At 71.6% G+C, this 22,286-nt stretch carries 25 protein-coding genes; 9 read left to right on the plus strand and 16 right to left on the minus strand.

The window, feature by feature from the left end; genetic code table 11:
- Positions 1-5: 5 nt before the first annotated feature.
- Both gap and JAV51_RS08390 read right to left on the minus strand, forming a co-directional pair.
- The gene (gap, locus tag JAV51_RS08385; RefSeq protein ID WP_197320082.1) at positions 6-1,010 is read right to left on the minus strand and encodes a type I glyceraldehyde-3-phosphate dehydrogenase; all 1,005 of its coding nucleotides are present in this window, start codon (positions 1,008-1,010) and stop codon (positions 6-8) included.
- Between the two features lie 372 nt (positions 1,011-1,382).
- A complete protein-coding gene (locus tag JAV51_RS08390; RefSeq protein WP_197320083.1) occupies positions 1,383-1,853 on the minus strand; it encodes an SRPBCC family protein in 471 nt (156 codons plus the stop codon).
- Positions 1,854-1,940: 87 nt separating this feature from the next.
- On the opposite strand from JAV51_RS08390, the gene JAV51_RS08395 reads away from it, so the two are divergent.
- From JAV51_RS08395 to JAV51_RS08425, 7 genes are read left to right on the plus strand one after another with little or no spacing between them, the layout of a single operon-like run.
- Positions 1,941-2,411, plus strand: coding sequence for a hypothetical protein (locus JAV51_RS08395; protein ID WP_197320084.1), 471 nt, complete (start codon positions 1,941-1,943; stop codon positions 2,409-2,411).
- A gap of 59 nt (positions 2,412-2,470) precedes the next feature.
- Positions 2,471-3,448, plus strand: a complete 978-nt coding sequence (locus tag JAV51_RS08400; RefSeq protein ID WP_197320134.1) for a phytoene/squalene synthase family protein — start codon at positions 2,471-2,473, stop codon at positions 3,446-3,448.
- On the plus strand, positions 3,448-3,804 hold the full coding sequence (locus tag JAV51_RS08405; protein ID WP_197320085.1) for a lycopene cyclase domain-containing protein: 357 nt from the start codon (positions 3,448-3,450) through the stop codon (positions 3,802-3,804). The genes JAV51_RS08400 and JAV51_RS08405 overlap by 1 nt, the downstream gene beginning before the upstream one ends.
- Positions 3,801-4,121 (plus strand): lycopene cyclase domain-containing protein, encoded by a 321-nt coding sequence (locus tag JAV51_RS08410; RefSeq protein ID WP_197320086.1) that lies wholly within the window; start codon positions 3,801-3,803, stop codon positions 4,119-4,121. Before JAV51_RS08405 ends, JAV51_RS08410 begins: the two co-directional genes overlap by 4 nt.
- On the plus strand, positions 4,118-4,852 hold the full coding sequence (locus tag JAV51_RS08415) for a class I SAM-dependent methyltransferase (RefSeq protein WP_197320087.1): 735 nt from the start codon (positions 4,118-4,120) through the stop codon (positions 4,850-4,852). Before JAV51_RS08410 ends, JAV51_RS08415 begins: the two co-directional genes overlap by 4 nt.
- A 2-nt stretch (positions 4,853-4,854) precedes the next feature.
- Entirely contained in the window at positions 4,855-6,423 is a 1,569-nt protein-coding gene (locus JAV51_RS08420) for an FAD-dependent oxidoreductase (RefSeq protein WP_197320135.1), read from the plus strand.
- Positions 6,424-6,433: 10 nt separating this feature from the next.
- Positions 6,434-6,970, plus strand: coding sequence for an MSMEG_6728 family protein (locus JAV51_RS08425; RefSeq protein WP_197320088.1), 537 nt, complete (start codon positions 6,434-6,436; stop codon positions 6,968-6,970).
- On the opposite strand, the gene JAV51_RS08430 is transcribed toward JAV51_RS08425, so the two are convergent.
- From JAV51_RS08430 to uvrC, 7 genes are all read right to left on the minus strand, one after another.
- The gene (locus JAV51_RS08430) at positions 6,946-7,986 is read right to left on the minus strand and encodes a DUF5914 domain-containing protein (protein ID WP_197320089.1); all 1,041 of its coding nucleotides are present in this window, start codon (positions 7,984-7,986) and stop codon (positions 6,946-6,948) included. The genes JAV51_RS08425 and JAV51_RS08430 overlap by 25 nt on opposite strands.
- 61 nt (positions 7,987-8,047) lie before the next feature.
- Positions 8,048-8,473 (minus strand): PPOX class F420-dependent oxidoreductase, encoded by a 426-nt coding sequence (locus tag JAV51_RS08435; protein ID WP_197320090.1) that lies wholly within the window; start codon positions 8,471-8,473, stop codon positions 8,048-8,050.
- A gap of 17 nt (positions 8,474-8,490) precedes the next feature.
- Positions 8,491-9,498 carry a glucosyl-3-phosphoglycerate synthase gene (locus JAV51_RS08440; protein WP_197320091.1) on the minus strand — a complete coding sequence of 336 codons (1,008 nt, stop codon included), beginning with the start codon at positions 9,496-9,498 and terminating at the stop codon, positions 8,491-8,493.
- 223 nt (positions 9,499-9,721) lie between these two features.
- Positions 9,722-10,708, minus strand: a complete 987-nt coding sequence (whiA, locus tag JAV51_RS08445; protein ID WP_197320092.1) for a DNA-binding protein WhiA — start codon at positions 10,706-10,708, stop codon at positions 9,722-9,724.
- Entirely contained in the window at positions 10,709-11,671 is a 963-nt protein-coding gene (gene yvcK / locus JAV51_RS08450) for a uridine diphosphate-N-acetylglucosamine-binding protein YvcK (protein WP_197320093.1), read from the minus strand.
- A gap of 8 nt (positions 11,672-11,679) precedes the next feature.
- A complete protein-coding gene (gene rapZ / locus JAV51_RS08455; protein ID WP_197320136.1) occupies positions 11,680-12,537 on the minus strand; it encodes an RNase adapter RapZ in 858 nt (285 codons plus the stop codon).
- A gap of 50 nt (positions 12,538-12,587) precedes the next feature.
- Positions 12,588-14,564, minus strand: coding sequence for an excinuclease ABC subunit UvrC (gene uvrC, locus JAV51_RS08460; protein ID WP_197320094.1), 1,977 nt, complete (start codon positions 14,562-14,564; stop codon positions 12,588-12,590).
- 239 nt (positions 14,565-14,803) lie between these two features.
- Here uvrC and JAV51_RS08465 point away from each other — a divergent pair, with 239 nt between their 5' ends.
- Entirely contained in the window at positions 14,804-15,583 is a 780-nt protein-coding gene (locus tag JAV51_RS08465; RefSeq protein WP_197320095.1) for an exodeoxyribonuclease III, read from the plus strand.
- On the opposite strand, the gene JAV51_RS08470 is transcribed toward JAV51_RS08465, so the two are convergent.
- Complete coding sequence (locus JAV51_RS08470) at positions 15,573-16,475, minus strand: LysR family transcriptional regulator (protein WP_197320096.1); 903 nt, start codon at positions 16,473-16,475, stop codon at positions 15,573-15,575. The two genes, JAV51_RS08465 and JAV51_RS08470, sit on opposite strands and share 11 nt — an antisense overlap.
- A gap of 74 nt (positions 16,476-16,549) precedes the next feature.
- On the opposite strand from JAV51_RS08470, the gene JAV51_RS08475 reads away from it, so the two are divergent.
- On the plus strand, positions 16,550-17,509 hold the full coding sequence (locus JAV51_RS08475) for a DMT family transporter (protein ID WP_197320097.1): 960 nt from the start codon (positions 16,550-16,552) through the stop codon (positions 17,507-17,509).
- 10 nt (positions 17,510-17,519) lie between these two features.
- Here JAV51_RS08475 and JAV51_RS08480 read toward each other — a convergent pair whose 3' ends face one another.
- Genes JAV51_RS08480 through rpe form a run of 6 tightly spaced genes read right to left on the minus strand, consistent with a single transcriptional unit; the run spans position 17,520 to position 22,174 of the window.
- Positions 17,520-17,972 carry a PH domain-containing protein gene (locus JAV51_RS08480; RefSeq protein WP_197320137.1) on the minus strand — a complete coding sequence of 151 codons (453 nt, stop codon included), beginning with the start codon at positions 17,970-17,972 and terminating at the stop codon, positions 17,520-17,522.
- A 14-nt stretch (positions 17,973-17,986) separates the two neighbouring features.
- Entirely contained in the window at positions 17,987-18,493 is a 507-nt protein-coding gene (gene ribH / locus JAV51_RS08485; RefSeq protein WP_197320098.1) for a 6,7-dimethyl-8-ribityllumazine synthase, read from the minus strand.
- Positions 18,490-19,827: a bifunctional 3,4-dihydroxy-2-butanone-4-phosphate synthase/GTP cyclohydrolase II gene (locus tag JAV51_RS08490; protein ID WP_197320138.1), complete on the minus strand. Its 1,338-nt coding sequence runs from the start codon at positions 19,825-19,827 to the stop codon at positions 18,490-18,492. The genes ribH and JAV51_RS08490 overlap by 4 nt, the downstream gene beginning before the upstream one ends.
- Positions 19,828-19,829: 2 nt before the next feature.
- Positions 19,830-20,450: a riboflavin synthase gene (locus JAV51_RS08495; RefSeq protein WP_197320099.1), complete on the minus strand. Its 621-nt coding sequence runs from the start codon at positions 20,448-20,450 to the stop codon at positions 19,830-19,832.
- Complete coding sequence (gene ribD, locus JAV51_RS08500; protein ID WP_197320139.1) at positions 20,451-21,458, minus strand: bifunctional diaminohydroxyphosphoribosylaminopyrimidine deaminase/5-amino-6-(5-phosphoribosylamino)uracil reductase RibD; 1,008 nt, start codon at positions 21,456-21,458, stop codon at positions 20,451-20,453. It lies immediately after the preceding gene.
- A 44-nt stretch (positions 21,459-21,502) separates the two neighbouring features.
- The gene (rpe, locus tag JAV51_RS08505) at positions 21,503-22,174 is read right to left on the minus strand and encodes a ribulose-phosphate 3-epimerase (RefSeq protein ID WP_197320140.1); all 672 of its coding nucleotides are present in this window, start codon (positions 22,172-22,174) and stop codon (positions 21,503-21,505) included.
- Positions 22,175-22,286: the final 112 nt, after the last annotated feature.

Below are 22,286 nucleotides of genomic sequence, written 5' to 3' on the forward strand. Positions count from 1 at the left end.
TGTCGTCAGGACAGCTTCGAGCCGACGAGCTTCACCAGGTCCGCGAGGCGGTTGGAGTAGCCCCACTCGTTGTCGTACCAGCCGACGACCTTCACCTGATTGTCGATGACCTTGGTCAGCGGCGCGTCGTAGATGCAGGACGCGGGGTCGGTGACGATGTCGGAGGAGACGATGGGCTCGTCGCTGTAGCGGAGGATGCCCTTCAGCGGACCCTCGGCGGCAGCCTTGTACGCGGCGTTGATCTCCTCCGCCGTGGCGCTCTTCTCCAGCGTCACGGTGAGGTCGGTGGCCGAGCCGGTGGGCACCGGGACGCGCAGCGCGTAGCCGTCGAGCTTGCCGTTCAGCTCGGGCAGCACGAGGCCGATCGCCTTGGCGGCGCCGGTGGAGGTCGGCACGACGTTCAGCGCGGCGGCGCGGGCACGACGCAGGTCCTTGTGCGGGCCGTCCTGCAAGTTCTGGTCCTGCGTGTAGGCGTGGACGGTGGTCATGAGGCCCTGCTTGATGCCGAACTCGTCGTGCAGCACCTTCGCCAGCGGCGCGAGGCAGTTCGTGGTGCACGAGGCGTTGGAGATGATGGTCTGCGAGCCGTCGTACTCGGAGTCGTTCACACCGAGGACGACCGTGAGGTCCTCGCCCTTGGCGGGCGCGGAGATGATGACCTTCTTGGCGCCACCGTCGATGTGCGCCTTCGCGGCCTCGGCCTTGGTGAAGAAGCCGGTGGACTCCACGACCACGTCGACACCGAGGTCGCCCCACGGCAGCTTGGCCGGGTCCTTCTCGGCGAGCGCCTTGATCGTCTTGCCACCGACGACGATGCCCTCGTCGCTGACGGAGACGTCCTCGCTCAGCCGACCCAGGACGCTGTCGTACTTGAGCAGGTGCGCCATCGTGGCGACGTCACCGAGGTCGTTGAAGGCGACGATCTCGATGTCGTGACCGCTGGCCTGCACGGCACGGAAGAAGTTGCGGCCGATCCGGCCGAAGCCGTTGACGCCTACACGAACCGTCACTGCTCTGCTCTCCTCGGGGGGTTCGGCCCGGTGCGTCACCGGGCTGACACTTCTTCGGGTTCCACCAGCCACCCTAGCGTGCTGGCCAGCGGATACCGGAGTACCCCGAGACGAGACCTGGCCCACGCCCGCCGGTTGGGCGAATCGATTAAGATATCCAGGTCACAGCGCGCTCGGTCACCGTTTCCGACCGGTCCGCACTCCGGGAAACCGGCCGTCGCAGCACGCCAGGGCACCGGCACGTCGGCGCGTTCCGTGCCGTCGTCGTGACGCCTCGGGACGCCCGCGGCGTGAACGTGATCACGGCCCGGCGACTCCACCGAATCGATCACCGGATCGATCAGGACCGGCGGGCGAACCGGGTCAGGCGCGCTACGACCGCGACGTGGGCCCCGGTGGGACGTCGCCCCGCCACGAACCCGTCTCGTGGCCCCGGCGCTCGATGTACTCCTTGAACCGGTGCAGATCGGCGTCCACCCGACGTTCGAGCAGTCCCGCCTTGTCGGCGACCTTCTCCAGGAACGTGTCCGGGTCGATGTCCATCTGCGCCGTGACCCGCGTGCGGTCGGGGCCGAGCCGGTGGAAGGTGATCACCCCGGCGTGCGTCGGTCCCGAGTCGGAGGTCCACGCCACCCGTTCGTCCGGGTGCTGTTCGGTGATGGTCGCGTCGAACTCGCGGGTGACGCCGCCGACCTGGGTCACCCAGTGCGTGTGGGTGTCGTCGAGCTGCTGCACCCGCTCGACACCCTGCATGAACTCGGGGAACGACTCGAACTGGGTCCACTGGTTGTAGGCGGTGGACAGCGGGACGTCCACGTCGACGGCTTTCATCACCGTGCTCACGGGCATCACCTCTCGCGACGTGCCGTGTGTGCGCACCGAATGTCGGAATGCGCATCAACCGTGCACACTCCGGGTACCCGAGCGTTCATGACGCACACATCGCAGGGCGACGCCGCCACCGTGCGCGCCGTGGGGAAGCTCACCGAGGCGCTCGAGGTGGTGGAGGAGGCACGGGGGCACCTGTACGCGTTCCACCGGCTCACCGGGACCGCCGACTTCACGCTGGAAGAGGCGATCACCATGCTGCGCGACGCCGGGCACGCCGACCTCGCGGACCGGCTCGACCGGGAACTGCTCGGTCGCAACGTGCTGCCCGGCCGGTGGACCTACCAGATCGTCGAGGACTACGAGGACACCTACTACGGCGTCTTCCGGCAGTTCGTCGACGAGGCGCGCCGGTTCACACCAGGGCAGCGGCACGCGTACGAGGCGGAGCTGAAGCGCACACGCCGCACCCCCGGGCAGGCGGGGCACGAGGCCGAGCCTCGGGACGTGGCCGGTGGTGAGGCGTCGCGCACCGCCACCGACCGGGCCGTGCCGTCGAGCACTCCGCGCTGACGGGAGGACCGGCCGTGCTCACCCGTCCTTCCGGCGACGGAGCGTCGTCGGTGAACGCCATGGTGCGCCGCGAACTGGCGGCGGCGCGGATCGTCGAGCCGACCTTGCAGGCGGCCTACGCGCGGTGCCGGGAACTGAACGCTCGGCACGGTCGCACGTACTTCCTCGCCACCCGACTGCTGCCCGCGTCCCGGCGACCCGCCGTGCACGCCCTGTACGGCTTCGCCCGGTACGCCGACGACATCGTGGACGGCGACCTCCCGCAGGCCGACGTCCGGCTGGCCGCCCTCGACGCCGCGCTGCGCCCTGCGCTCGCCACCGGGCACAGCGACGAAGCGGTGCTCGCGGCGTTGGCGGACACGGTCGCGCGCTACGGCATCGAGCCCGACCTGTTCACGCGGTTCCTCCACTCGATGCGGATGGACCTGACGACCACCGACTACCCCACGCGCGCCGCGCTGTCGGAGTACGTGCACGGGTCGGCCGAGGTCATCGGGCTGCAGATGCTGCCTGTGCTGGGCACCGTGTGCGCCCCCGAGGAAGCCGCGCCCCACGCCGCCGCGCTCGGCTACGCGTTCCAGCTCACCAACTTCCTGCGGGACGTCGCCGAGGACCTGGACCGGGGCCGGGTCTACCTCCCCGCCGACGAGTTGGCCGCCCACGGGGTCGATCGCGACCTGCTGCTGTGGTGCCGCCGGGTGGGCCACGCCGACCCGAGAGTCCGGCGCGCTCTGGCCGAGCAGGTCGAGCGCACGAGGGAGGTGTACCGGCGGGCGTGGCCCGGGGTGTTGTTGTTGCGGCCGGAGTCCCGGCCGTGCGTGGCGACCGCGTTCACGCTGTACTCGCGCATCCTCGACGTGATCGCCGAGGCCGGGTACGACGTTTTCGGCGCTCGGGCCGTCGTGCGGCCGTCTAGGCGGGTCGCCCTGGCCACCGGCACGATGGTGCGCACCTGGGCGGGCCGGGTCCACCGGGAGCCGCCCTTGCGACGGCGCGTCGTGACACTCGGGGCCGAGCCGACGGCAGGGAGGTGCTGATGCCCACGGCGGCGGTCCCGGACGCCACGACGTTCCCTCCCGACCAGTGGCACTACGCGCTCGCCCTGGCGGCCTGCCTCGCCGTCACCCTGCCCCTGGAGTTCGCGGGGGCCCGCGTGTACCGGCGGCCACGGCGACTCGCGCGCGCGTTGGCGCCCGCGCTGCTGTTCCTGGCCTGGGACCTGCTCGCCGTGGCGGCCGGGGTCTGGGAGATCAGCCCGAGTTACACGCTGGGGGTGCGCCTCGCGCCGGCGTTCCCGATCGAGGAGGCGTTGTTCTTCGTGACGATCCCGCTGTGTGCGCTGCTCACCTTCGAGACCGTGCGCAGGCTGAGCCGGGTGGGTGAGCCCGTATGACCGGTGTCGGATACACGCTGCCCGCGGTGCTGTCGGTGATCGCCGTGGTGGTCGCCGAACTGGCGTGGCTGCGCACGGGCCTGTTCCGGAACCGGGTGTACTGGCTCACCGTCGCGATCGTGCTCGCCTTCCAGGTGCCGGTGGACGGCTGGTTGACGAAGTTGTCGGCGCCGGTCGTCGTGTACGACCCCGCTCATGTCCTCGGCGTGCGGTTCCCGTTCGACATCCCCGTCGAGGACTTCCTGTTCGGCTTCAGTCTGGTGACCGCGACTCTGCTGGCGTGGACCGCGAGCGAACGCCGGGAGGCCGTCTCATGAGCATCGCCGCACTGCTCGATCGCGCGGAGGTCCCGGCGGCGTTCGACCGCGCTGCCCGCCACTACGACCGGTTGGTCGGGCTCAACCCCGGCTATCACGCACACCTGCGGTCCGCGGCGCGTGCCGCCCGGGTCGCGGGACCGGGCGCCCGGGTGCTGGACGTCGGCTGCGGCACGGGCGCGTCGACCCGGGCCCTGCTGTCCACGCTCGTCGACCCGGAAATCACGGCCGTGGACGCCTCGGCGGCCATGCTGGAGATCGCGCGCGGCAAGCCGTGGGCGGCGTCGGTGCGGTGGGAGCACGCCGCCGTCGACACGCTGTCCACGGCCGTCGTGGGCGGCCCGTTCGACGTCGTGTTCGCCGCCTACCTGCTGCGGAACGTTCCCGACCCGGACGCCACGCTGGCGACCCTGCGGACCCTGTTGCGCCCGGGAGGGACGCTCGTGCTGCACGACTACACGCTCGCCGAGCGACTGCGCCCCCGCGTCGTGTGGACGGCCGTGTGCTGGTCGGTGATCATCCCGGCGGCGTGGGCCACGAGCGGGGACACCACGCTGCACCGCTACCTGTGGCGGAGTGCCCGCGAGTTCGACTCGCCGTCGCGGCTGCGCCGCCGTCTGCTCGACGCCGGGTACACGCCCGTCGGTGTCGAGACCGTCGGCGGCTGGCAACGCGGCGTCCTGCACACGGTGACGGCCACGGTGCCGCGGTCGCCGAGGAGGACGTCGTGAACATGCCCCGCGACCCCCGTCGCGAGACGGTCCCCGCCGTCCCCGGAGCGGGGCAGGTGTCCCCGCGACGGCACGTCGTCGTGGTCGGGGGCGGGATCGCCGGACTCGCCGCCGCGACGGGACTGGCCGAGCGCGGCGTCGCCGTGGACATCGTGGAACGCCGCCCGTACCTGGGCGGTCGGGTCGGCGGCTGGACGGTGTCGTTGCCCGACGGCAGCCGCACCGGCATGAGCCGCGGCTTCCACGCGTTCTTCCGCCAGTACTACAACCTGCGCGCGTTGTTGGCGCGCGCCGAGCAGCGCTCCGGTGACCCGCTCCTGACTCCGGTGGCGGACTACCCGCTGGTGGACGCGCAGGGGCGGCTCGACTCGTTCCGTGGCCTGCCCCGCACCCCGCCGTGGAACGCCCTCGCCTTCGCCGTGCGGAGCCCGACGTTCGGGGTGTCCGCGCTGCGCCGGGTGGCGGCCCGGGAGGCCCTGCCGCTCACCGACGTACGGGTGCCCGAGATCTACTCGGCGTGGGACCACCTCGACGCCGCGACCCTGCTGGACCGGGTGCGGTTCCCCGAGGCGGCGAGGCACCTGGCGTTCGACGTGTTCTCGCGCAGCTTCTTCGCGCCGCCGACCACGTTCTCCGCCGCCGAGCTGGCGCTGATGTTCCACCTGTACTTCCTGGGGTCGGCGGAAGGGCTCGTGTTCGACGTCCCGGAGCGGCCGTTCCACACCCTGTGGGATCCGCTTCGCGCGTACCTGTCCGGCCTCGGTGTCCGGCTGCGCACCGGGGTGGCCGTGGAACGGATCGACCGCGTGTCACAGGGGTTCGAGATCCACGTCGGCGGCACCACCGTCACGGCCGACGCGGTCGTGGTGGCGGCGGACGTGCCCGGGCTGCGGGAACTGGTGGCGGCATCACCCGACCTCGGGCCCGAGCCGTGGCGCGAGCGGGTCGCCGGGCTCGCCACCGCACCGCCGTTCTGCGTGCTGCGCGCCTGGCTCGACCGGCCCGTGGACGCCACCCGGCCCGCGTTCCTCGCCACCGGCGGCAGACCGCCGCTGGACAACGTCAGCGTGCTCGACCGCTACGACGTCGACGCGGCGGCGTGGGCCCGACGCAACGCGGGGTCGGTGGTGGAGCTGCACGCCTACGCCGTGCTCGGCGGCAACGACACCGGGATTCGGCGCGACACCGAACGTCGACTGTGGCAGCGGCTGCACGAGGTGTACCCCGAGACCCGCGCGGCGCGGGTCGTCGCGCAGGAGTCGGTGTGGCGCGCCGACTGCCCCTTGTTCGCGCCCGGCTCCCACGCCGCCCGCCCCGGCGTGGTGACACCGGTGCCGGGCCTGGCCCTCGCGGGCGACGGCATCCGGGTGGACCTGCCCGTGGCCCTGATGGAACGCGCCGCCACCACGGGCTGGCTCGCGGCGAACCACCTGCTCGCCGGATGGGGCGCGGCCGGACACGACCTGGTCACCGTCCCGAGGCGGGGTCGCAACCGGGTGCTGCGCGCGCTGGCCTCCCGATACGGGGCCCGTCCCGACGGCCGCGTCTCCAGTCCCCACGTGCCGGTGTGAGGAGATTCGCGTGCAGACGTTCCTGCCGTATCCCGACTTCGCCGCGACCGCCCGCGTGCTCGACCAGCGCCGGCTGGGCAAGCAGCGGGTGGAGACGCTGCAGGTGCTGCGCGCGTTGACCGTGCCGGGACACGGCTGGCGGCGGCACCCCGCCGTCCGCATGTGGGCGGGATACGAGGAAGCGCTCACCCGGTACGGACTCGCGATGTGCGAGTACTGGAGTTCCCTGGGCCGTGCCGACACGTGTGCGGTCAAGCTCGTCGCCGACCTCGCGGGCGCACTGGGCATCACGACGGTGCGCGACCAGGACGCCCTGGCCGCCTCCGGTGACCTGCCGCCCTGGTTCGGCGACGAGGACTTCCACCGCAGCCACCAGTCGTCGCTGGTGCGCAAGGACCCCGAGTTCTACCGCCCGCTCTTCCCGGACGTGCCCGACGACCTGCCGTACGTGTGGCCCGAGTCGGACCGACCGCAGCTCACCGCCGATCCACCGAAGGAGGAGGCGGAGCAGGCGCCGGGCCGTCAGTCGCGTCGCCGCAAGGCGTAACGGCGTTCGGCGTAGGCGAGGTCGTCGCGCCACAGCCGGCGGGCCGCCGCCCGCACCACGGGACGCACGGCGGGTGCGACGCGCCGGGCGAGCAGGAACCCGGTGCGCGGCGACGTCGCCACGACGGCCTCGATGACCGCCGAGCGGTGCCGTCCGTCCGGACCGGCGCCGAGCGGCGTCGCGTGGGTCTCCACGACGCTGCCCTCCCCTTCGCCCGAAACGATGCGCATGCACACGGTGCGCGGTTCGGGGCACGTGAACTCCGCGACCACCGGGACCCCGAAGCGGGGGCCCACACGGAAGGTGACGGCCACGACGAAGCGGTCCTGCCCGTTGGTGGTGTCCACGGCGGGGGCCTCCAGGACGCGCAGCCGCGCGAAGGAGTACGGGTGGAACCACGAGCCGTGCCAGGGGTCGAGCCGGTTGGCCACGACGTCCACGGGTTCGCACACGCCGTCGACGCGGGTCACGGCCGCCAGGGCGGTGTCGAGGTCGGGACGGTCGGGCACCACGGGGCGCGGGGTGGGCGGTTCGCCGTCCACGTCGTCGAGGCGCGCCCACACGAGCACGCCGTCGTCGTGGGAGGGAAGGGGACACCAGCCCCAGCCGGGCAGCCCCGAGGCGGGCACCGCGAGCCCGTGCCATCGGCACACCAACCGATGGTCCACGACGCGCCCCTCCGCCAGTGGCGCCCCGAGGTGCGGGCACACCCCGGACCCGACGACGACACGTCCGTCCGCGTCCCGCCACGCGACCAGCTCACGGCCCGCCACGGTGACGCCGTAGGGACGGTCCGGGCGCACGTGACGCGAGTCGGCGACGACGAACCAGTTGCCCGACGGCCGTGCCAGCGCGTGTTTCACCGCCGCGTCGATCACCGCGACGTCGGCCTGCCCCACCGTCGGCCGTTGTCGCGCCCAGTCCTCGCGGGGAAGGGGCTGCAACGGCCACCGCTCCGGCCACCGCCGCGCCACCGCCTCGGTGAGTCCCCGCACCGTCCGTCGTCGTTCGACCACAGCCCACCTCCGATCGGAAGCGGTGTTGCCGAGCGGGCCTGGCGCCAAACCCGCACCGCACCTACTCGGCGACCCGGGCGTAGGCCACGACCTTCGTGATCCGCGCCGTCACCAGCAGCTCACCGGGCACGGCGTTGCGTCGGCCGAACTCCTCCGCCTGCTCGGCGCCCATGTAGCGTTCGGCGACCCGCACCGCCCACGGATACAGGGCGTCCGGGTCGTCGGACAGCGAAGCCTCGGCCGTGAACTGCACGAACGAGTAGGGCGGGCGCTCGTCGTCCACCACGAGCGACAGGCGGGGACGGCGCCGCAACGCCCGGGCCTTCACGCTGTCGGCCCCGGTCGTGAACACCAGCGCGTCGCCGTCGGAGTCGGTGAGCGTGAACCAGACCGGCGTGACATGCGCATTCCCGCGTGGAGTCACCACGCCCACCTTCCCCGTGCGCGTGCCCTCCGAGGCGAAGGCCCACCACTCGGACCGCTCCATCACGTACACGGCTCCACCTACCCGGTAGGAGTGCGGATCGTGCGCAGCGGTGGGCGTTCGTTCACGGCGAGGTCGGTCACCACCAGCTCCCTGGCCGTGCCCTCGGCGGCTCGGCGGAACTGCGCCAACAGCGTGGACGGCGCCTCCTGCGCGGTGAGCCGTCCGCTGCGGTCGAGGCGGTCCATCACGGTCAGCATGATCTGCCCGGCCATCTGCCCCAACGCCTGCGTGCTCTGGTGCCGATGGGTGCGCATGCCGAGATCGACCTGGGCCAGCGCATCGAGACCCCGCCACCGCAGCAGGTCGATGAGATGTCCGACCTCCACGCCGTAGTGCGTGACGAACGGGATGCTCTCCAACACTTCCCGCCGGCCCGCGTACTCGCCCGCCAGTGGCTGCACGAAGCCCGCCAGATCCGGCCAGTACATGTTCAACAGCGGTCGGGCCACGAGTTCGGTCACCCGACCGCCACCGTCGACGTCCGTGTGGGAGCCGTTCACTAGCGGCCGGTGGTAGAAGCCCTTGACGTAGTCCACGGCCTCGTCGGTCAGCAACGGTCCGAGCAGGCCGATGACGTAGCCCGCGGTGAAGTCGAAGAGGTCGCCGTCGACGAAGACGACCAGGTCGCCCTCGGTTGCGGCCAGCCCCTTCCACAGGGCCTCCCCCTTGCCGTGCATGCCGGGCAGCGGACGCAACACGTCGTCCTGGGCCACCACCCTGGCCCCGGCGTCCGCCGCCACCCGCGCGGTGGCGTCCCGCGAGCGGGAGTCGACGACCAGCACCTCGTCGACGAGGGGAACCTCCTCGACCAACGTCGTGCGGATGGTCCGCACGATCTGTCCCACCGTCTCCTGCTCGTCGCGTGCGGGGATGACGACGCTGACGGTGCGGCCGCCCTTCAGTGCCGCCAGTTGGGCGGCCGTCCAGTCGTCGGCCCGTGATGACCTCCGCCGCAACCAGGAACGAACACGGGGCGAGAGGGCCAGTTCGGCCTCCGAGTCCAGGCCGATGCGAGTCGTGTCCACGAGGTCCCCTTTCGTGCGAGAGCGGCCGTCGGGTCTACGAGGGGGAAAGCGTCGGCCGTTCAGCGGGTCGCCCACCGAGCGACGAAGGACCCGGCGACGACCTGACCTCTCCACCCGGATGGACGTATCGCGGCCGGTTCACACCTCGAACCCGGCGGCAATTCGCACCACTCCTCGCCGCAGGCGTGCCACGACGGGGAGTGAGTACGAACGCGTCGTCGCGTCAGAGGGTCTGTTCGAGCAGTTCCTGGGTGACCGCGGACTCGGTGTCCGGCACGCCGAGTTCCTTGGCGCGCTTGTCGGCCATGGCCAGCAGCCGTCGAATGCGTCCGGCCACCGCGTCCTTCGTCATGGGCGGATCGGACAGTTGCCCGAGTTCCTCCAACGAGGCCTGCCGGTTGGTCAGTCGCAGCTTGCCCGCGGCGAGCAGGTGGTCCGGCGCGGTGTCGCCCAGGATCTCCAAAGCCCGCTGCACGCGCGCTGCCGCGGCCACTGCCGCCCTCGCCGACCGACGCAGGTTCGCGTCGTCGAAGTTCGCGAGGCGGTTGGCCGTGGCCCGCACCTCGCGGCGCATGCGCCGCTCCTCCCACGCGAGCACGCTGGAGTGCGCGCCCAGCCTGGTGAGCAACGCCCCGATGGCGTCGCCGTCCCGCACCACCACACGGTCGGCGCCACGCACCTCGCGTGACTTCGCCTGGATGCCCATCCGTCGGGCCGCCCCCACGAGCGCCAGCGCGGCCTCCGGACCGGGGCACGTGACCTCCAGCGACGACGACCGGCCGGGTTCGGTCAACGACCCGTGGGCGAGGAACGCGCCGCGCCACGCCGCCTCGGCATCGGCGACCCCGCCCGAGACGACCGCCGCGGGCAACCCGCGCACGGGGCGTCCCCGCTGGTCGATGAGTCCGGTCTGCCGGGCCAGGCCCTCACCGTCCTTGACGACACGCACCACGTACCGGGTGCCCTTGCGCAACCCGCCCGAGGTGATCACGTGGACGTCGGACGTGTGCCCGTACAGCTCGTGGATCTCCTTGCGCAGCCGCCGTGCCACCGACCCGGTGTCGAGTTCGGCCTCCACGACGACCCGTCCCGCGACGATGTGCAGCCCGCCCGCGAACCGCAACAGCGCCGACACCTCGGACCGGCGCGGGCCGGTCTTGGTGATCTCCACGCGGCTCAGTTCGTCCTTGACCGCTGCCGTCATCGCCATCTATTGCCCCTCCTCCACGCTCTCGGTCAGGCCGAGAGCCTCTCGCACACAGCCGGCCAGGGCATCCGGATCATGTCTGCCCGCCCCGCCGGGGGCGGCGACCGACGCCAGATGCGCTCGCCCTCCCAGGGCCTCGGCCGCCCGGCGCAACCGCGCGGGGGTGGGCACGGAGTCGCGATCGGCGATCACCGCGTCCACCTTGAGCCGAGGAGCGTGTTCGAAGAGTACGTGTAGGTGCCGTTCCGGTGAGAAGCCAGCCGTCTCCCCCGGCTGCGGGATCAGGTTCAGGATCACGATCTTGGTGGCGGACGTGGTCAGCAGCGCGTCGTGCAGGTCGGGCACCAGCAGGTGCGGGAGCACACTCGTGAACCACGAGCCGGGCCCCAGGAACACGGCGTCGGCCTCCAGCACCGCCTCGACGGCGTCGCGGCAGGCCACCGGGGGTCGGTGGGGACGGCCGGGATTGTGCAGGCTGATGCGTCGCACCCGCCCCGGCGTGCTGGCGACGGCCACTTGGCCTCGGATACGACTGACCGCGCCGTTCTCCAGACCCGTGACCTCCGCCTCGATCTCGAGCGGCTCGGTCGACATCGGCAGCACGCGCCCGGTGATGCCGAGCAGCTTCGCCGCCTCGTCGAGGCCCGCCACGGGATCGCCGAGCACCTCGAACAGCCCGGCGAGCAGCAGGTTCCCCACGGCGTGACCGGTGAGCGCCCCGCTGCCGCCGAAGCGGTGCTGGAACACCTCGGCCCACAACGTGCCGCCGTCCTCGGCCGCCGCGAGTGCGGCGAGCGCCTGCCGCAGGTCTCCCGGCGGCAGCAATCCCAGCTCGCGGCGTAACCGTCCGGAGGAGCCGCCGTCATCGGCGACGGTCACGACCGCAGTGACGTCGGCCGTGATCCGCCGCAACGCCGACAACGTCGCGTGCAATCCATGCCCTCCGCCGAGCGCGACGGCACGCATCCCCGGCCTCACTCCCTGCCCAGGTCCCGGTGCACCACCTTGACCGCCATGCCGTCCTCCTTGGAGAGCCGCTTGGCGAGTTCCTCGGAGATGGCCACGCTGCGGTGTTTGCCGCCCGTACAGCCGACAGCCAGGGTCAGGTACCTCTTGCCCTCCCGCTTGTACCCGGCCCCGACGAGGCGCAGCAACTCGTGGTACTGCTCCAGGAACTCCTCCGCGCCCTCCTGCCCGAGGACGTAGTTGCGGACGTCGCCGTCGAGGCCGCTGTGTTCGCGCAGCTCGGGGATCCAGAACGGGTTCGGCAGGAACCGCACGTCCATCACCAGGTCGGAGTCCATCGGCAGGCCGTACTTGTAACCGAACGAGAGCACGGTGACGCGGGTCTGCGTGCTCGACTCCGACCCGAACGCGTCCTCGATCTTGGCGCGCAGGTCGTGCACGGACAACGCCGACGTGTCCAGCATGAGGTCGGCCTCCTCGCGCAGCGGCGACAACAGCGCCCGCTCGGCGGTGATGCCGTCGACGAGGCGACCGTCACCCTGCATGGGGTGGCCTCGACGGACCTGCTCGAAGCGCCGGACGAGCACGGCGTCGGTGGCCTCCAGGAACAGCACGCGAGGCTTGTAACCCCGCGCGTCGAGGTCCTTGATCACCGAGGCGAGGTCGTCGGTGAACGCGCGCGACCGCACGTCCATGACCACGGCCACCTTGGTGATGGCGCCCCTCGCCTGAGCGCCCAGCTCCACCATCGTGGAGATCAGCTCCGGCGGCAGGTTGTCCACGACGAACCAGCCCAGATCCTCCAGGCACTTGGCGGCGGTGCTGCGGCCCGCACCGGACAGGCCGGTGACCACCGCGACCTCCATGCCGGAACCTCGCCCGTCCGCCGACGACGCGGCGTAGCTGTCGGTGTCGGTCACGTCTGCGACTCCCCTCTGCTGTCGGTGCGCTCCCCTGCGAGCGCGGCGTGCACGGCCTCGGCCGTCCGAGTGCCGAACCCCGGCACCTGCGCGATCTCGGACACGGTGGCCTGCCTCAGCTTCTTCACCGAGCCGAAATGCTTGATGAGGGCGGTCTTCCTGGCCTGTCCGAGGCCGGGAATGCCGTCCAGTGCCGAGGCCTGCACCCGCTTCGAGCGCTTCTGCCGCTGGTACGTGATCGCGAAGCGGTGCGCCTCGTCCCTCACTCGCTGGAGAAGGTACAGCGCCTCCGAATTGCGCGGCAGGATGACCGGCTCGGCCGCCTCGGAGGCGGCGCTGTCGGCGGGCAGCCACACCTCTTCGAGGCGCTTGGCGAGCCCGACCACGGCGACGTCGGTGACGCCGAGTTCGGCCAGGACGTCCGCCGCGGCCGTGGCCTGGGCACCAGCCCCGTCCACGACCAACAGGTTGGGCGGGTAGGCGAACTTGCGCGGCCGTCCGGTCTCCGGGTCCAGCGCGCCCTCCGGACCGCTCGCGGCGGCCTCGCTCGTCTCCTTGAGGTACCGGGCGAACCGACGGCGCACGACCTCCGCGATCGCCGCCACGTCCCCCTCGTCGGCGGCCTCGCGCAGCGCGAACCGGCGATACTCGGACTTGCGGGGCAAGCCGTCCTCGAACACCACCAGGGAGGCGACCACGTCGGTGCCCGCGAGGTGGCTGATGTCCACACACTCGATCCGCAGCGGCGCGCTGTCCAGCCCGAGGTAGTCCTGCAACTCCGACAACGCCGCCGAGCGCGCGGTGAGGTCACCGGCCCGCCGCAGCTTGTGCTGGGTGAACGCCTCCACCGCGTTGCGGGCGACCGTGTCGGCCAATGCCCGCTTGTCCCCGCGTTGCGGCACCCGCAGTCGCACCTTCGACCCTCGCAGCTCGGACAGCCACGCCTCCATGGCCTCCGCGTCGGCGGGCAGTTCGGGGACGAGGACCTCGCGCGGCACCACGACCGCGTCGCCGGAGGACTCGGCCACCAGCTCGGTCTGTTCGGCGTAGAACTGCGACAGGAACTGCTCGACGAGGTCCGGCACCCCCATCTCGTCGACCTTGTCGATCACCCAACCGCGCTGGCCGCGCACCCGGCCCCCGCGCACGTGGAACACCTGCACGGCCGCTTCCAGCTCGTCGTGCGCGAACGCGATGACGTCGGCGTCGGTGCCGTCCCCCAGCACCACAGCCTGCTTCTCCATCGCCCGGCGCAACGCGCCGAGGTCGTCGCGCAGGCGCGCCGCCCGCTCGAACTCCAGGGCGTCACTGGCCTCGGCCATCTCCTTCTCCAGCCTGCGGATCATCAGATCCGTGCGGCCGGAGAGGAAGTCGCAGAACTCCTCCACGATGGCGCGGTGTTCGTCCGCCGACACCCGGCCCACGCACGGCGCCGAGCACTTGTCGATGTAGCCGAGCAGACACGGCCGCCCGATCTGCGCATGCCGACGGAACACCCCCGCCGAACACGTCCGCGCGGGGAAGACCCGCAACAGCAGGTCGAGGGTCTCGCGGATCGCCCACGCGTGCGCGTAGGGGCCGAAATAGCGCACCCCCTTCTTGCGGGGACCGCGGTAGACGTGCAGGCGTGGGTACTCCTCGTTCAACGTCACGGCCAGCACCGGGTAGGACTTGTCGTCCCGGTACCGCACGTTGAACCTCGGGTCGAACTCCTTGATCCAGGAGTACTCGAGCTGCAGGGCCTCCACCTCGGTGCCCACGACGGTCCACTCGACGCTCGCGGCCGTGGTGACCATCTGCCGGGTCCGTGGATGCAGTCCGGCGAGGTCGGCGAAGTACGAGTTCAGCCTGCTGCGCAGGCTCTTGGCCTTGCCGACGTAGATGACCCGGCCGCCGGCGTCACGGAACTTGTACACACCGGGCGAGTCCGGGATCGTCCCCGGTGCGGGTCGATAGGTGGAAGGGTCCGCCACGCCATCCACCCTATGGCTCCGGTCCGACACGATGTCCGACCCCTGTGCGTGCGGCCGGACACCGTCACACCGGACAACTCGGGCACCCCACCTCGCTCGTTGCCGTCGCCGTGCGGCGCGTCGGCGTCTCGACACCCACGGCACGATCGCACGACCCACGGCCGAGCCGAGCCGAGCCGTATAGGACGTTATACGAGCCGGTGACCCAGTCGTCCGACCGGGTGTGCCATTCTCGCGGCATGCGCATCGCGACCTGGAACGTCAACTCGATCACCGCCCGCCTGCCCCGCGTGCTCGCGTGGCTGAGCAGCGCGCAGCCCGACGTGGTGTGCTTGCAGGAACTCAAGTGCGGCGACGACGCGTTCCCCCGCGACGCGATCACCGAACTCGGCTACGACGTCGCCACCTACGGCACCGGCCGCTGGAACGGCGTCGCCGTCCTCTCCAGGGTCGGCCTGACCGACGTCACGCGCGGACTCGTCGACGAACCGTCCTACGAGGACGAACTCCAGCCCCGCGCCCTCGGCGCGACGTGTGGCGGCGTGCGCGTGTGGTCGGTCTACGTGCCCAACGGCCGCGAACCCGACCACCCGCACTACGCGTACAAGCTGCACTGGCTGGACGCCCTCCACACGACCGTGCTCGCCGAGAACGCCCCCGACCGTCCGTTCGCGGTGCTCGGCGACTTCAACATCGCGCCCACCGACGACGACGTGTGGGACATCTCGGTGTTCGCCGACTCCACCCACGTCACCGAACCCGAACGCAAGGCGCTCGCCGTGCTGCGCGACGCGGGGCTGTCGGACGTCGTGCCGCGCCCGTTGAAGTACGACCACCCGTACACCTACTGGGACTACCGGCAGCTCGCCTTTCCGAAGAACCGCGGCATGCGCATCGACCTGGTCTACGCCTCCCGCCCGTTCGCCGACGCGGTGACCGATGCCTACGTCGACCGCGAGGAACGCAAGGGCAAGGGCGCCTCCGACCACGCTCCCGTGGTCGTCGACCTCACGCTGTGAGGCTGGACGGCTCTCCCACCGCCGTGCGGAGCAGCTCCACCGTGCGCGCCACCGCCGCGTGCTCGGCGACCGACTCCCGCACCGCCACGCTGATGTGGCGCACGGGCGTCGGCTCCACCACCGGCAGCGCGATCAGCTCCTCGGGCAACTCGCCGGACGCCAACCTCGGCAGCACGGTGACGCCGATGCCGGTGGCCACGAATGGGATCGCGGTGCGGTAGTCGCGCATCTGCACCGAGAACCGTGGGGAGAAGCCCACCTCGGCACATGCGGTCAGCAGCACCTCCCGGCACACCCCGTGCCCGATGTCGTTGTCGATCCACGGCCGCTCGGCTAGCTCCGCCAACGGCACGCTCCGGCGGGCGGCCAGCGGGTCGTCCCGACGCACCACCACGACGTACGGGTCGTCGACCAGCGGATGCACGATCATCGATCGCGGCACGGCCCCGTCGCGCCGGTCGACGAACACGTCGACGTCGAGGTCCGTCGGCGCGGCGCCGGGCGCCTCCGTCCAGTGCAGGTCGAGCCGCAGCTCGGGAAACTCCCGCTGCAGCACCGTGACGACCTCGGGCAACCACGTCGCCCCCGCCGAGGCGAAGTACCCGATCGACAGCCGTCCCGTGCGCCCCACCCGCAGGTCTCGCACCAGCCCGTCGAGCCGGTTCAACTCCCGGAACAACGTCTCCGACTCCGCGGCCAGGGTGCGCCCGGCCGTCGTCGGCTCGATGCCACGGCCCACCCGGTCGACCAGCCGCAACCCGGTCTCGCGTTGCAGGGCCGCGAGCTGCTGGCTCACAGCCGACGGCGTGTAGTCCAGCGCGGCGGCCGCCGCCCGGATCGACTCCTTAGCCACCACGGCGCGCAGCACGCGCAACCGGCTCACGTCCAACATCCTTCGACTGTACAGCGGAACTGAACAGTGATGCATGACTAATCGCTTGTGCTGTCGGGTCGGTGGCGGTGACGATGGCAGGTGTGACACAGCTGCTCTCCCGCACCGGACGTCCCCGATCCGACAGCACGAAGGCGGCCCTCGCCGCGCTCGTCACCATGGTGCTGTGGTCGTCGGCGTTCGTGGGCATCCGGGCCGTCGGCGACGTGTTCTCCCCCGCCCCGCTCGCCCTGCTCCGGCTCGCCGTGGCCTCCGTGACGCTCACCGCGCTCGTGACCCTCGGCAGCCGCCGACTGCCGCCCCGGCCGCGTGGCCGCACGTCCTGGCTGCTCGTCGGCGCCTACGGCGTGCTGTGGTTGTGCTGCTACACCGTGGCGCTCAACGCCGCCGAGCTGCACCTCGACGCGGGCACGGCCGCGCTGCTGGTCAACATCGCGCCGCTGCTCGTCACCTTCGGCGCCGGCGCCTTCCTCGGCGAGGGATTCCCGCGCCCGCTGCTGCTCGGCGGCGCCGTCGGGATGGGTGGCATCGTCATCATCGGCCTGGGCACCGAGAGCGAAGGCGACTGGATCGGCGTGGCCCTGTGCCTGACCGCCGCGGTGCTGTACGCGACGGGCGTGCTCATCCAGAAGAAGGCGATGCGGACGGTCGACGCCGCCACCATCACCTGGCTGGGTTGCCTCATCGGGACCGCAGTGCTGCTGCCGTGGACGCCGCGACTCGTCGACGAACTCGTCGCTGCCCCGACGGCCGCCGTGCTCGGCGCCGTCTACCTCGGCGTCTTCCCCACGGCCATCGGGTTCAGCACCTGGGCCTACGCCCTGAAGCGCACCGACGCGGGGACGCTGTCGGTGTCCACCTACGCCGTCCCCGCGCTGTCCGTGCTGATGTCGTGGGTGTTGCTCGACGAGATTCCGACCGCCTACGGCCTCGTGGGTGGCGCGGTCTGCCTCACCGGGGTGGCGGTCTCCCGCTACCGGAGGCGGCGGACGACGACACCCGTCGCCGAGCCCGTCGCCGGCGAGTCGGTGTGAGCGGTCCGGCTCAGTCGTCGGCGCGACGGGCGGCCGAGTGGAGGCGGCGCAGCGCACGCACCGCCTCCACGGCGCGTTCCCGGTCCACCGCCTGGATCGCCATCATCGAGTAGTACTCGTAGTCGGGCAGTTCGAGCCGCGCGAACGACGCCCCGTCGGGGAAGCTCACCGCGACGACCTCGTCCCAGGTGAAGCGCCGCGACACCCCGATGTTGCGCACGTACACGCCGTCGGCATCGGCCCGCACCGTCGGCGTGGCGAAGAGCATGGCAGCGCCCGCGAGCAGAACACCCACACCGATCATCGCGATCTGGTCGCTGACCATGAAGATCACGCCGGTGTCCTGGGAGCGCAGCAGCACGGCCACCGTCACGAAGACGGCCAGCAGCACCACCGCCAGCGCTCCCGACATCCACACCACCCGCCGTGGCCTGACCACGACGTCGGCGTCCTGCTTCGCCATGTCGGCCGTCCGACTCACACGAAACCTCGTTCCGTCCACGGCTGTCGGAGCCCGCGCAGCACGTTCGCGGTGGTCAGCGCGGCCACCGTCGCCTCACGTCCCTTGTCCTCCTTCGAGGACGGCAGCCCCGCCCTCGCGAGCGCCTGCTCCTCGGTGTCGCAGGTGAGCACCCCGTTGCCCACGGGCGTGCTCTCGTCCAGCGACACGCGGGTCAGCCCCGCCGTCACCGAATCGCACACGTAGTCGAAGTGGGGCGTGTCGCCCCGGATCACGACGCCCAGCGCGACGACCGCGTCGTGGTTGCGCGCCAGGGCCTGCGCGACCACCGGCAGCTCCACCGCACCGGCCACCCGCACCACGGTCGGCTCCTCGGCGAGCTTCACCTCACCGGCCGTGCGCAGGGCGGACTCCAACAGGCTGTCCGTGATCCGCACGTGCCAGCGGGTGGCGACGATCGCCAACCGCAGGTTCTCGCACTCCTGTAGTTCCCGACCCTCGTCGGGACGACCTTCTCCGCTCACGCTCCACCCGCCACTGTGCTCGCGCCGTTCGAGCCTGCCGTACCGCCGCCGGAGGCGTCCCGGTCCAGCTCCTCGACCACGGCGCCGACCTCGTCGAAGTGTTCCAACTGGGACAAATCGTGTCCCATCCTGTCACGCTTCGTACGCAGGTACCGCAGGTTCTCCGGGTTGGGTGAGACCGGCAGCGGAACCCGCCCGACGACCCGCAGGCCGTAGCCCTCCAGCCCGACCCGCTTGGCGGGGTTGTTGGTGAGCAGTCGCATCGACCGCACTCCGAGGTCGTGCAGGATCTGCGCGCCCGTGCCGTAGTCGCGGGCGTCGGCGGGCACCCCCAGCGCCAGGTTCGCGTCCACGGTGTCGGCGCCCGCGTCCTGCAACTGGTACGCCTGGAGCTTGTGCAGCAGGCCGATTCCACGGCCTTCGTGGCCGCGCACGTAGAGGACGACCCCCCGCCCCTCGGCGGCCACGGCTTCCAGCGCCGCCTGCAACTGCGGACCGCAATCGCAACGCAGCGACCCGAAGACGTCGCCGGTCAGGCACTCGGAGTGCACCCGCACGAGGATGTCCTCGCCGTCGCCGATGTCGCCGTAGACGAACGCGACGTGCTCGATGCCGTCGAGCAGGCTGTCGTAGCCGTAGGCGCGGAACGTGCCCGCGGCCAGCGGGATGCGCGCCTCCGCGACCCGCTCGACCTGCTTCTCCGTGCGCCTGCGGTAGGCGATCAGGTCGGCGATCGTGATCAGTTGCAGATCGTGGTCGGCGGCGAACACCTCCAGCTCGTCCCGCCGAGCCATGTCGCCCTCGTGCTTCTGCGACACGATCTCGCACAACACACCGGCGGGCGCCAGCCCGGCCATGCGCGCGAGGTCCACGGCGGCCTCCGTGTGGCCCGGCCTGCGCAGCACGCCGCCGTCCTTCGCCCGCAGCGGCACGACGTGTCCCGGCCTGCGGAAGTCGGACGGCTGGGACTTCGGGTCGGCCAGCAGCCGGATGGTGTGGCTGCGGTCGGTCGCCGAGATACCCGTGCCGATGCCCTCGGACGCGTCGACCGTCACCGTGTAGGCGGTGCCGCGCCGGTCCTGGTTCGCGTGGTACATGGGCGGAAGGTCGAGCCGGTCGCAGTCCTCGCCCGTGAGCGAGACGCACACGTACCCGGAGGTGTAGCGCACCATGAAGGCGAGCAGCTCGGGCGTCGCCTTCTCCGCCGCGAAGATCAGGTCACCCTCGTTCTCGCGGTCCTCGTCGTCGACCACGACGACCGGGCGGCCGTTCGCGATGTCCTCGATGGCCCGTTCGATGGACTCGACGTCCAACGACGGAGCGGGCTCGATCATCGTCACCTGTCCTCCTCGCCCCCGCCGTTGCCCACCGAGGGCAGGTGGACGGCGGCCAGCTTCTCGACGTACTTCGCGAGCACGTCGACCTCCAGATTCACCGCGTCCCCGGGTTCGTTGCGTCCGAGAGTCGTGGCGGCCAACGTGGTCGGAATGAGGGCGATCGCGAACTCGTCGTGCGTCACCTCGGCGACCGTGAGGGAGATGCCGTCCACGGCGATCGAGCCCTTCTCGACGACGTAGCGCGACAACTCCGGCGGGTACGCGAAGTGGGTGAGACCGTCGTGGTCACGCGACAGGAAGGTGCCGGTGCCGTCCACATGGCCCTGCACGATGTGTCCCGAGAACCGGCCGTCGGCGGCCATCGCCCGCTCCAGGTTCACCCGGCGACCGGGCTCCACCCCGTCGAGGCTCGTCCGGCGCAGCGTCTCGGGGACCACGTCGACCGTGAACTCGTCACCGTCGATCTCGACCACGGTGAGGCACACGCCGTTCACGGCGATCGAGTCGCCGTGTTTCGCGTCCTCGGTGACCACCGGGCCTCGTACGGCGAGGCGCGTGACGCCGTCGCCGGGCTCCACCCGTGTGACCTCGCCGAGCTCCTCGACAATTCCGGTGAACACCTAGTCGCCTCCCTCGCCCGTGACCGGAACGGCGTCGATCCGCACGTCCTCACCGCTCATGGTGACCCCTTCGACCCGCCAGCGGTGTGCTTCGGTGATGGTCGACACTCCGGCCGGTCCCAACGCGGCGGGTCCGGCGCCCAGCAGCGACGGCGCGACGTAGGCCACGATCCGGTCGACCCGGCCCGCTCGCACGAACGCTCCGGCCAACGTCGGACCCCCTTCCAACAGCACGTCGACGACACCGCGCTCCGCGAGCCCGGCCATCACCTCGTCGGGATCCCGGGTGGCGAACACCACGGTCTCCGCTGCGCTGTCCAACACTCGTGCGCCCTCGGGTATGCCGCGTGTGCCCACCACCACACGCAACGGTTGCCGCGGCGCGAGACGTCCGTCCTCACCACGCACCGTCAACCACGGATCGTCGGCGAACACAGTGCCGGTTCCGACCACGACGGCGTCCACGCGCTGTCGGAGGCCGTGCACCTGTGCCCGCGAGGTGGGGCCGGAGATCCACCGACTGGTGCCGTCCACCGCCGCGACGCGGCCGTCCAGGCTCGCGGCGTACTTCCACGTGACGTGCGGCCGCCCGGTGCGCTCGCGATGCAGCCACGCGCGCAGAGGTCCCGCCGCCACGCGGTCGGCCAGGAGTCCGGACTCGACGGCCACGCCCGCCGCGCGCAACACCTCCGCGCCGCCCGAGGCGGCCGGGTGGGGGTCGGACACGGCGAACCACACCGCCGAGACGCCCGCGTCGAGCAGCGCCCCCGTGCACGGAGGTGTCCTGCCGTGGTGCGAACACGGCTCCAACGTGACCACGGCCGTGCCACCACGAGCCCGCTCCCCCGCCTCACGCAACGCCATCACTTCGGCGTGCGGACCGGGCGGAGGCTGGGTCGCGCCCGTGCCGACCACGCGTCCGTCCGCGTCGAGAATCACCGCTCCCACGGGCGGGTTCGGGCTCGTGGTGCCGCGCACTCCGTCGGCGAGAGCGAGCGCGGTCTCCATCGCCGCCCGCACCGGGTCGTCGGTCGACGGGACTGCCGGCGTGTTCACCGCTCGCGGGCCGCCCTCGCCTTGGCGCGCAACGCTGCGACGGCCCGCGCCGGGTCGTCGGCGCCGTAGACGGCCGATCCGGCGACGAAACAGTCGACTCCGGCCTCGGCGGCCTGCTCGATGGTGTCGGGGTTGATGCCGCCGTCGATCTCCACGAGCAGCGTCAGGTGTCCGGTGTCGACGAGCCTGCGCGCCGTGCGGACCTTCTCCAGCACGTCGGGGATGAACGACTGCCCGCCGAAGCCGGGCTCCACCGACATCACCAGCAGGGTGTCGTAGTGCCGCAGGGTGTCGAGGTGGTCTTCGAGGGGAGTGTTCGGCTTGATCGCCAGGCCCGCCTTCGCACCGGCCGCCCGCAGGTTCTTGGCGAGCATCACCGGGTCGTTCGCCGCCTCGACGTGCACGGTGACGTTGTGTGCGCCCGCCTCCGCGTAGCCGGGAGCCCACCGGTCGGGATCCTCGATCATCAGGTGGCAGTCGAGCGGGACGTCCGTGCGCTTGCGCAGCGCCTCGACCACGGGGAGCCCGATCGTCAGATTGGGCACGAAGTGGTTGTCCATGACGTCCACGTGCACCCAGTCGGCCCGGCCGTCACCGGTTCCGGCGATGGCGTCGATCTCGGTACCGAGACTCGCGAAGTCGGCGGACAGAATGCTGGGAGCGATCATCGGTTCGTGGACCACAGAGCCGAGTGTAGAGGGGCCCGCCGCCGCCCCCGGTGCCCTCCCACGGGCTGGTCGACGGGATGTGGCGCCGAGCACCCCACCGCCGCCGACCGGC

The sequence above is a fragment of the Saccharomonospora sp. NB11 genome (assembly GCF_015910535.1).
Taxonomy (GTDB): domain Bacteria; phylum Actinomycetota; class Actinomycetes; order Mycobacteriales; family Pseudonocardiaceae; genus Saccharomonospora.